Consider the following 5,951-nt stretch of genomic DNA (forward strand, 5'->3'; position numbering starts at 1 on the left):
CGGCCCCGCCGCCCCCCCCGGGCCGGCCGGGGGGGCCCCCCCCCCCGGCACCCTTCCCCGCCGCTCGTCCGGGGGGGGCCCCCGGGGGGGGCCCCCCCCCCCGGGGGGCCCCACGGTCACGCCACGGGATGCCCGGCGCCGTCCGTGTGGTCCGCCTGGGTGGAGAACATGCTCAGGAAGACGTCGTAGCGCTGGTCGGGCCGCTCGACCAGCGTGGCGCCGTCCTGCCAGATCCCGTTCTCGTCCCACCACTGCGAACCGGCCGGGTCGCCCTGGTTCTGGTGGATGTTGTGCATGCCCTCGCGGCCCAGGGCGTCGTCCGTGAACGGCTGCCCGAAGACGAGGATGCGCCGCCCCTCCACCAGGATCGGCTCCAGGGCCGCGGTGGCCTGCGCGTACGAGCCGATCTGCCAGGGGTGCGACCCCAGCAGGTCCATGAGCCCGGTCAGCCAGGCCGGCGGGCGGCGCTGGAACAGCACCCCCGTGTGGTCGACGAGGAAGGGATGTCGCTGGTAGTCCAGCGCCCCGGAGTCCGGCGCCGCCGACAGGTCGTGATAGCCGAGCGCCAGCCCCGCCGCCGGTCCGAGCTCCACGGCGCTCAGGGTGAGCACCTTCCACCGCACGCCCACGTTGGACTTGTGGCTGTCGACGTCCACCGCGCAGTGGAACCGCCCGGCGGGCGCGTCCACCTCCAGATTGACGTGGAACCACCGCCCCTGGTTGTCGGGGTCGTCGCGGAAGTGCCGGTGGAGCTGGCCCACGAGCACGCCGTAGCTGGCGAGAGGCATGCCGCCAGTGAACCACCGACCGCCACGCCACGCGACGCGTCGGTGACGGTGCGTACGGGTGCCGCGTGCCGGTCCTACGGTGGGACGATGCGATCCGTACCCCTCTGGGCCCTGGTCTCGTCGGGATGCGCCCCCGTGCTGCTCACCGCCGGCTGGGTGGTCGCGGGCCACCTGGAAGGCTCCGCGTACGACCCCATCACCCAGAGCATCAGCGTCCTCGCGGCCTATGGCGCCCCCGGCTTCTGGGTGATGACCTCGGCCCTCCTCGGCCTCGGCGCCTGCCATCTGGTGACCGCCCTGGGGCTGCGCGTGGCCGTGCCCGCCGGCCGGCTCGCGCTGGCCGGCGGCGGGGTGGCGGCCGTCCTCGTCGCCCTGGTCCCGGCACCCAGCAGCGGCGGCTCGCTCCGCCACGGCTCGCTGGCCGCCGTCGGATTCACCCTCCTCGCCCTGTGGCCGGTCCTCGCCGCCCGCAGGGACCCGACCGCCCCCTGGGGGCTGCGCCTCGCCCCCGCCCTCGCCGCCACCGCCTTCATGGGCGCCGGTGCGCTCTGGTTCCTCGTCGAGACCACCCGCCACGGGCCCGCGGGCATCGCGGAGCGCCTGGTGACCTGCGTCCAGTCGCTCTGGCCCCTCGTCGTCGTCGCCTCCTGCCTCCGCAGCCCGGCGGCGTCGCCGACCGCCGAGCGGAGCGAGTGAGCGTCTAGGACCGGACGGCGAAGGTGGTCACCACCGCCGCGTGGTCGGAGGGCCAGGCGTTCGCGGCGACGTCCGGCCACGGGGCCGGGGTGCCCAGGACGAGGGTGCGGGAGCCGAGGACCCGCAGGCCGCGGCCGTTGTGCAGGACGTAGTCGATCCGGTCCTGCGGCTCGGGCAACCCCGCCCGGTCGCCCTCCTCCGGGTGCACCGGATGGACCGGCGACCAGGTGGCGCCCGGCGCCGACACCGGATCGGGGTGCGCCTCCCGGTAGGAGTCGCGCAGCCCGGCCTCCTCGGCCGCCCGCGTCACCGGCCAGTCCACCTCGGGCCGGTCCAGGTGCGAGGGCGCGTTGAAATCGCCGACCAGGACGACCGGCCGTTCCGTCCCCGCCTCCGCGGCGATCCGCCGCAGCGCGTCCCGCATCTGGGCCAGGCGCACCTCCTCGTGGGCGACCAGCACCTCCGCCGGGAGTCCGTCGAAGTCGGCCTCGTACGGCCCGTACGGGGTGTAGTGGAGGTGCGCCGTCCACACGTCCACCTCGTGCTCCCCGTCGACGAGGAGGCGGACGCCCGCCGCGCCGTAGAAGCCGACCTCGGGGTCGCCGAGCCGGGCGACGATCGGGTGGCGGCTGAGCAGGCCGAGGTTCTCGCCGGCCTGGTGGTGGTGCCAGCCGAGCGCCCCGGCCAGCTCGCGGGTCGCGGTGCCGCCGGTCTCCTGGAGGCCGACGACGTCGGCTCCGGAGGCCCGGATCGCGGCGAGCTGCTTGGACCGGTGGTCCTCGACCGGGGAGCCGCCGAGCCACAGGTTCCAGCTCATGACGGTGAGGTGCCGGCCCGCCATCGCCCGCAGCCGCTCCGGGGTCACCTCGGTCAGCCCGTCCAGGACGGTCCGGCCGGGGGCCGGGTCGATCGGGGCGACCGAGGGGACCGCGAGGACCGTGCAGCCCGCCGCCTCGGCGGAGGCGACGCCGGTGGGGGTGTCCTCGACGGCCACGCAGTGCGCGGGCTCGACGCCGAGGGTGCGGCAGGCGGCGAGGTACGGGTCGGGTTCGGGCTTGGTGCGGTCGGTGTCGTCCGCGGTGACCGACACGGCGAACTCCGGTGCGCCGAGCGCCCCGAGGGCCCGGAGCACGGTGTCGGCGACGGCCCGCGGCGAGGCGGTGACCAGCGCGGTCGGCACTCCGTCGCGGGCGAGCGCGGTGAGCAGGGCGATCGCGCCGGGGCGGGGGGTGACGCCGGCCCCGACCCGGTCGGCGAACTCCCGGTGGAGCGCGGCCGCGAGCGCGTCGGCGGACGGGCGGCCGGCGGTGCCGCCGTCGGGGGAGACCGGCTCGGCGGCGCCCCCGGCGGCCAGCCAGGCCGCCGTGTGCTCGACGGGCCGGCCGAGGACGTCCGGCCGGTCGGCCTCGGTCAGCGGCCGGCCGGCGACCAGCTCCACCGCCTCCCACCACAGGCCCTCGGTGTCGACGAGTGTGCCGTCCATGTCGAACAGGACGGCGCGCAGGGGGAGTTCGGTGGTCACGCGGATCGCTTTCTCGTGGCGGTGGTCGGCCGGCTCTCGCACCGGCCCTCGTTCGGGTGCGTCTCAGGCGGCGCGGGCCGCGACGAGGACGGGGCGCTCGCGCGGGGTCACCGTGACGGCGTCCCCCGGTGCGAGGGCGGCGGCCTCGTGGGTGGGCAGGTCGGCCTTGACCTCGGTGGCGTCGGCGAGCCGGACGGTGAGCCGGGTGGTCGCGCCGAGGAAGGCCGTCGCGACGATCCGGGCCGAGCGGGCGCCGTCCGTGGTGACCCGCAGGTCCTCGGGGCGTACGAGCACGTCGACGTCCTTCGTCGCGGGCGCGTCCCCGTCCACGGGGAGCCGGTGGCCGAGCACCTCGACGGTGCTGCCGTCGAGGTGGCCGGGGACGCGGCTCATGGTGCCGACGAACTCGGCGACGAAGGCGGTCGCGGGCCGCCCGTACAGCTCGGCGGGCGGGGCGCACTGTTCGAGCCGTCCGTCGCGCATCACGGCGACCCGGTCGGCCATGGAAAGCGCCTCCTCCTGATCGTGCGTCACGAAGAGTGTGGTGATGCCGAGTTCGCGTTGGATGCGGCGGATCTCGTCGCGCAGGGTGAGCCGCACCTTGGCGTCGAGCGCGGACAGCGGTTCGTCGAGCAGCAGGACGCGGGGGCGGAGGGCGAGCGCCCGGGCGAGCGCGACGCGCTGCTGCTGGCCGCCGGAGAGCTGGTGGGGGTAGCGGTCGCCCTTGTCGCCGAGGCCGACGAGCTCCAGCAACTCGGCGGCCTGCCTGCGGCGTTCGGCCTTGCCGGCCTTGCGCATGCGCGGCCCGAAGGCGACGTTGTCGACGCAGTCGAGGTGGGGGAAGAGGCTGTACGACTGGAAGACCATGCCCGCGTCCCGCCGGTGCGCCGGCACGTGGGTGATGTCCCGGCCGTCGACGAGGACCGCGCCGGAGTCGGGGGTCTCGAAGCCGGCGAGCATCCGCAGGGCGGTGGTCTTGCCGCAGCCGGAGGGGCCGAGCAGGGCGAGCAGTTCGCCGGGCGCGACGGTCAGGTCGAGCCCGTCGAGGGCGGTGGTCGCCCCGAACGTCCTTCGCAGGGCGCGGAATTCGACGGTCGCGGCCTCGGTGGCGGCGGTCGTGGGGGCGGTGAGGGTGACGGTCATGGGGTTCCCTTGGCGGTACGGGTGCGGCGGGTGCCGGGGGAGCGGCCGCCGGCCCCGGCGAGGGCGAGGAGCAGCACCCAGGTGACGAGGAGGCTGAGCACGGACACGGCCACGGACATCTGGGCCTGGGAGCCGGAGATGTTGACGATCCACACGGCGAACGGGCGGAAGCCGAGCAGCTGCGCGACCGTGTACTCGCCGAGCACCAGGGCCAGGGTCAGGAAGGCCGCGTTCATCAGCGCGCCGCGCAGGTTCGGCAGCACGGCCGTGACCAGGGCGCGGACCGGCCCGGCGCCGCAGCTGCGGGCGGCCTCGACAAGGGTGCGGACGTCGACGGCCCGCAGCCCGGCGTCGAGGGCGCGATAGGTGAAGGGCAGCGCCATCACCACGTACGCGAGCACGAGGACGACCGGGAAGTCCGGGTTCTGCAGGGCGACGAAGGTCTGGAAGAGGGGGGTCCGGGCGAGGTGCTCGGGGCCCCACTTCAGGACGGTGCCGATGCCGGCGACGAACGCGATGGGCGGGACGACGAGCGGCAGCGAGCACACCGCCTCGACGACCGGCCGCAGCCGGGGCGCGCCGAGCCGCAGTGCGACCAGGGCGGGCACCATCAGCAGCAGGACCACGGCGATGGTGACGGCGGCCAGGCCGAGCGAGAGCAGCAGGCTGGTGACGAAGCCCTCGGTGCCGGCGATCTTCGTGTACGCGTCGAGGGTGAGGCCCTGCCCCGGCACGTCGACCGTGAAGATCACGGAGGCGGCGAGCGGCACCAGGAAGTACAGCCCGGCGATCCCGAGGACCAGAGGGCGCCAGGCGGCGGGGCGGTTCAGTCGAGCCATCGCGAGCTCCGGCGTTGCAGGGGCAGATAGACGGCCATGACGAGCCCGGCGACGACGACCATGTCGAGGCTGAGGGCGAGCGCCACGTTCTCCTGGCCGACGAGGACGTTGCCGGAGAGGGCGTCGGAGATCTGCAGGGTGACGAGCGGGACGGTGCTGCCGACCATCGCGGCGGCGGTGGCGTACGCGGCGAAGGCGCTGCCGAAGAGGAGCACGAACCCGCCGAGCAGGCTCGGGGCCAGCACCGGCAGGGCGACGTGCCGCCAGTACTGCGGGGTGGTGGCGCCGTTGTTGCGGGCGGCCTCCCGCCACTGGGTGCGCAGTCCGTCGAGGGCGGGGGTGATGGTGAGCACCATCAGCGGGACCAGGAAGTACAGGTAGACCAGGACCAGGCCCCAGAAGCTGTACAGGCTCCAGCCGTGCTCGGTGAGACCCAACTGCCGGGTGAGCACGCCGGAGTTGCCGAGGGTGGCGACGAACGCGAAGGCGAGGGGCACGCCGCCGAAGTTGGCGAGGACGCCGGAGGCGGTGAGCACGGCCTCGCGCAGGGCGCGGGAGCGGGAGGTGACGACGGCCTGGGCGAGCGGCAGCCCGAGGAGGGCGGCCAGCACGGCGGCGGTCGCGGAGAGCTCGACGCTGCCGAGCAGGGCGGTGAGGTAGGCGCCCTGGAGCGAGGCGGTCAGGTTCCCGGTGCCGTACGCGCTCGCGCCGGTGGCCGGGTCGTCGACGGTGAGGGCGCCGCCGAGCATGGCGACGGCGGGGACGCCGAAGGCGATCGCGGTGAACGCGAGCAGCGGGACGGCGGCGAGCCAGGCGGGGGAGCGGCGGCGCCGGGCCCGCGGGGGGGGGCGGCGCGCGGCCGGGGCCCCCCCCCTCCTCCCCACTCGGGGGGGGGCCAGCACCGCCGCGCCCCGCCGCCCCCCCCCCCCCCCGCGGAGGCGTAGCCCCGCCTCAGGCCGGTGT

Annotated in this window: 6 protein-coding genes; 1 reads left to right on the plus strand and 5 read right to left on the minus strand. The window is 75.8% G+C overall.

Annotation, left to right across the window (positions count from 1 at the left end; all coding sequences use genetic code 11):
- Positions 1 to 116: 116 nt before the first annotated feature.
- Positions 117 to 788: a DUF2278 family protein gene (locus tag ACFW1I_RS12995; protein ID WP_384669302.1), complete on the minus strand. Its 672-nt coding sequence runs from the start codon at positions 786 to 788 to the stop codon at positions 117 to 119.
- A gap of 87 nt (positions 789 to 875) precedes the next feature.
- Here ACFW1I_RS12995 and ACFW1I_RS13000 point away from each other — a divergent pair, with 87 nt between their 5' ends.
- Entirely contained in the window at positions 876 to 1,484 is a 609-nt protein-coding gene (locus ACFW1I_RS13000) for a DUF998 domain-containing protein (protein WP_384669304.1), read from the plus strand.
- A gap of 4 nt (positions 1,485 to 1,488) precedes the next feature.
- On the opposite strand, the gene ACFW1I_RS13005 is transcribed toward ACFW1I_RS13000, so the two are convergent.
- From ACFW1I_RS13005 to ACFW1I_RS13020, 4 genes are all read right to left on the minus strand, one after another.
- Entirely contained in the window at positions 1,489 to 2,967 is a 1,479-nt protein-coding gene (locus ACFW1I_RS13005; protein ID WP_384669318.1) for an HAD-IA family hydrolase, read from the minus strand.
- 102 nt (positions 2,968 to 3,069) lie between these two features.
- Complete coding sequence (locus ACFW1I_RS13010) at positions 3,070 to 4,149, minus strand: ABC transporter ATP-binding protein (protein ID WP_384669305.1); 1,080 nt, start codon at positions 4,147 to 4,149, stop codon at positions 3,070 to 3,072.
- Positions 4,146 to 4,988: an ABC transporter permease gene (locus tag ACFW1I_RS13015; RefSeq protein ID WP_384669307.1), complete on the minus strand. Its 843-nt coding sequence runs from the start codon at positions 4,986 to 4,988 to the stop codon at positions 4,146 to 4,148. The genes ACFW1I_RS13010 and ACFW1I_RS13015 overlap by 4 nt, the downstream gene beginning before the upstream one ends.
- Positions 4,976 to 5,872 (minus strand): ABC transporter permease, encoded by an 897-nt coding sequence (locus ACFW1I_RS13020; protein ID WP_384669309.1) that lies wholly within the window; start codon positions 5,870 to 5,872, stop codon positions 4,976 to 4,978. Before ACFW1I_RS13020 ends, ACFW1I_RS13015 begins: the two co-directional genes overlap by 13 nt.
- Between the last annotated feature and the right edge of the window lie 79 nt (positions 5,873 to 5,951).

The sequence above is a fragment of the Streptomyces sp. NPDC058955 genome (assembly GCF_042741435.1).
Taxonomy (GTDB): domain Bacteria; phylum Actinomycetota; class Actinomycetes; order Streptomycetales; family Streptomycetaceae; genus Streptomyces.